This is a genomic window from Nitrospira sp. BLG_2 (assembly GCF_049222245.1).
The window spans coordinates 1-3,312 of record NZ_JBLYIG010000176.1 but is presented as its reverse complement, the minus strand read 5'-3'; the positions used below and the strand labels follow the sequence as shown (position 1 = coordinate 3,312).

4 protein-coding genes and 1 riboswitch are annotated in these 3,312 nt (G+C 55.4%); of the genes, 3 read left to right on the top strand and 1 reads right to left on the bottom strand.

Annotated elements, in window-relative coordinates; all coding sequences use genetic code 11:
• Both ACOSYY_RS04880 and ACOSYY_RS04875 read left to right on the top strand, forming a co-directional pair.
• Window positions 1–484: hypothetical protein (locus ACOSYY_RS04880; RefSeq protein ID WP_421661148.1), on the top strand; the 484-nt coding region annotated here is incomplete at its 5' end.
• 45 nt (window positions 485–529) lie between these two features.
• On the top strand, window positions 530–1,420 hold the full coding sequence (locus ACOSYY_RS04875) for an NAD(P)-dependent oxidoreductase (RefSeq protein WP_421661147.1): 891 nt from the start codon (window positions 530–532) through the stop codon (window positions 1,418–1,420).
• A gap of 154 nt (window positions 1,421–1,574) precedes the next feature.
• Here the strand turns inward: ACOSYY_RS04875 and ACOSYY_RS04870 are convergent, their stop codons facing one another.
• A complete protein-coding gene (locus ACOSYY_RS04870) occupies window positions 1,575–2,147 on the bottom strand; it encodes a DsbA family oxidoreductase (RefSeq protein ID WP_421661146.1) in 573 nt (190 codons plus the stop codon).
• A gap of 398 nt (window positions 2,148–2,545) precedes the next feature.
• A riboswitch (cyclic di-GMP riboswitch) is annotated at window positions 2,546–2,640 on the top strand.
• An 88-nt stretch (window positions 2,641–2,728) separates the two neighbouring features.
• Here ACOSYY_RS04870 and ACOSYY_RS04865 point away from each other — a divergent pair.
• Window positions 2,729–3,082: a flagellar basal body rod protein FlgC gene (locus ACOSYY_RS04865; RefSeq protein ID WP_421661145.1), complete on the top strand. Its 354-nt coding sequence runs from the start codon at window positions 2,729–2,731 to the stop codon at window positions 3,080–3,082.
• The last annotated feature ends 230 nt before the right edge of the window (window positions 3,083–3,312 follow it).

Genomic DNA, 3,312 nt, shown 5'->3' with positions numbered 1-3,312 from the left:
AAACACGTTCAAGGGCCTTGGATGGAAAGGGACTTACCGCAAGACGACACCCACTTCGTTTGCCAGCACCGGCAGTGTTCAGGCGACCTGGAAGAGACTCTCGATCGATCAATACCCAACGCGCATTCCAGCCGAGCTGTGGAAACTCCGGCGCGAAGCGACCAGCGTACCGGTCTTTCAACTGAAGACGGTCGATCCCGATTTAGTCGGCCAATGGGAAGGATCCGGCACCTATGCCGGAGGTTCCGCCGCATTCGTGTGGGGCATCAAATCCTCCGCCGCGACCGACTTGCTGATTGTCGACACGCTCCGCGGGACCGTGCAAACCAAAGACGGCATTCCCCAACTGCACCCTATGCAAAAGAAGAAACAGCGTGTCCGTGTCATTGCATTCCATGATCGCGGATTTACCACGACCGACGGCAAAACCAACCTTCGATGGACGAAATTTCATGCTGAGCCTACAGAGGACAATCAGCTCTAGCGAATTTCCCTCTTAGCCGCATAGCCCCGGAAAGGGTGCTTTCTCATGGCAAACATAGGGACTCGCATCGGATTCGTCGGTGTCGGCCGAATGGGCGCCAATATGGCCAGGCGCTTGGAGGAACGGGGATATTGCATCGCGGCGGTCCATGACCATGCCGAAGCGTCGCAATCCTTGGCACACGAACTGCACTCGGAAGCGGCCGAATCCCCGGCACGCGTTGCTGAACTATCGGATATTGTCATCACCGTCGTATCGGATGACGCTGCGATGCGGGACATTTATTCGGAACAAGACCCGGCCGGCCTGCTGGCTCACGCAAAAGATCGGCTGTTCATCAACTGTGCAACCCTCACGCCGGCGCTTCACATTGACATCGAACAGGCGGTTGAACGGCACGGAGGCGCGGTGCTTGAGGCCTGCATGGCGAGCAGCATAGTCCAAGCACGCCAAGGAACCCTGTATCTCATGTGCGGAGGCAAGCCGGAAGTGTTCAACCGGGCTCGCCCGGTGCTGGACGCCCTGGGCACGACGATCCGATATATCGGCATAGCCGGAGAGGCGGCGAAAGTCAAAGCGCTCGTGAACATGGTGATGAACAGCAATACCGCCGCGTTGGCTGAAGGACTAGGACTGGGGAAGGCGTTGGGAATCGATCTGACTCTTTTGCGCGAGGTATTCAGTCAGACCGGAGCTGCATCACGAGTATTGGAAACGGATGGAGAAGATATGCAGCGACATGCACACGACTGTTACTTTTCAGCGGCCCACGCCGCGAAAGACTCGGCCATCGCGCTCGATTTGGCCAAACAGGTCGGTCTTTCGACGCCGCTCGCGCAGGCAACGCTGAACCAATATCGACGATTGCTTGAGTTGGGCAAAGGAGACCTGGATAAATCTGCTGTTGCCGAACTGACTTTCCTCGATCGCCTGTGATTGTTCCGGAGAAAGGCTTACTCGGGCAAGCTTGTCTGCTCAAACAATGGAAGCAGTTATCCTCCCAACTTAGACCACAGTTCCATTCTCACAACATAAGCGGCGAGAACTCCAGCGCGATCTGTCGGCTCCTCACATATTACAAGTAAATCTGTTACATGAAGAACTGTCTGATCTGTTCCTTAGATACACATCCCACGAGCAGATCGCCGTCGGGAGAGACGAGCAAAGGGACTCCATTTTGACCTGTCGCATGCCAAGCAGTTTCCCATTTTTGGGCGATGACCTGGTTCTGCCCATCGATGTCTTCAGCAAAATGCTCTCCTGCCAACTCCTTCAAAACCAATGGATCGGAAATGTCTCGACCGTCGCACCAGAAAGCACGGTACGCCCGCTGAATAAAGTCCAGCCCGTACTGTGGATCCTTTCGCAAGAGCGCAACCGCTTGTTCAATCGCAGGAAGAGTATTCGGCTTCCCAGGCGGCAATGCGATCGGTAGTCCTGGCGCCAACCGCTGCACCATCGTGACTTCGTGCCGCAATTCCGCCCCCAACGAGCCGCTCCACGGTTCCATGGGACGTGGCAATTGCGGGGCATGCTGTACTCCACGCCACTGGCACCGGTCGATCAAACCCAAGTCGTGTACCCGTTCGTGCAGCGCATAACAGAAGGGGCAGTTGAAATCGCTATAGAGAACAAACCTACCATCGGAAGAAGTCATCATCATGGCGCCACTTTACCGAAGTGGCTCGGCGGAGTCTACCCCAGCGGCCAAGGAAGAGCGACCGGAGTACTGATTGTGGAATGGACTTCTCGTAACAATCCCTGAAGATCCACGAGGGACGATCCTATCCTTACCAGCCTGGCGACACTTCTGAACTTCTTCCTCGGACATATGACCGGTCATATCAAGTCGCCCATACACCTGCATCGGTCCCATGCAACCAGGTCGCTTACTTTACTAGACCATTGTGCCTACGTGTATATTGCTAGCCCAACCGTACACCTCATCTGTTCGATTCTGCCGGTTCGTGGTGGTCGTTCGCAGTTGCCACAAATCATCTCTGCTACACTTCAACCAATCACACGCTCAAGTCAGAGATCGAACGACCGATACGTTTTTGACAGTGAAAAGGGCAAACCGCCCGAGAGGGTGGGACGCAAAGCCGAGGGACCTTAACAGGGACGGAACATGTTCCAGGGTCAGCCTAGCTGCCACACAATCGATGATCCGACCAATCAGGCTCTCCCTCCCACTCCCGAGATATCTTCCTCTGAACTCAAGCTTCAACTGAATGGAGGTGGCGCATGATTTCCGCTATCCATACCGCACTCTCAGGCCTGACTGCCTTCGGCAAGCAGATCGAGGTCGTTGCGCACAATGTCGCCAACGTCAATACCGACGGGTTCAAGAAATCCAGAACAGAGTTCGTCGAGATCCCCAACGGCGGGGTCCTCCCTGTTGTTGAGAAGGACGACTCCTCCGGCCCAAGCGTTCTTCGCGACACGGGCGGCGCTCACACCATGGTCGAGCTCTCGAATGTCGATCCGGGCGAGGAAACGGTGCAGCAAATTGTGGCTCAGCGTAGCTTTGAAGCGAATCTCCAAACCTTACGAGCGGGAGATGCCTTACTCGGCAGCATCCGGGACATCAAGAAGTAGCAGTCCAGGCTGAGGTCGAGAAAAGAGCGGCCACACCGACCTTCCCTCTCAACCTACCCCTCGACCTAAACCTTAATCCCCTCCCTTTTCGATCCTGGATAGCATTCTTTCCCCCCACTATGCTATGTCGAGACCATGGTTTGTCCTCGTGTCTTGTTGGTGATTCCTCCCTTGACTCAGCTGAACACTCCCTACCCATCCACCGCCTATTTAACGGGATTTCTTCAGTC

What these genes read in the sequence shown, in the direction of transcription:
- ACOSYY_RS04875 (WP_421661147.1), top strand. Translation starts at nt 530, where the DNA reads ATGGCAAACATAGGGACTCGCATCGGATTCGTCGGTGTCGGCCGAATG.
- ACOSYY_RS04870 (WP_421661146.1), bottom strand. Translation starts at nt 2,147, where the DNA reads ATGATGATGACTTCTTCCGATGGTAGGTTTGTTCTCTATAGCGATTTC.
- ACOSYY_RS04865 (WP_421661145.1), top strand. Translation starts at nt 2,729, where the DNA reads ATGATTTCCGCTATCCATACCGCACTCTCAGGCCTGACTGCCTTCGGC.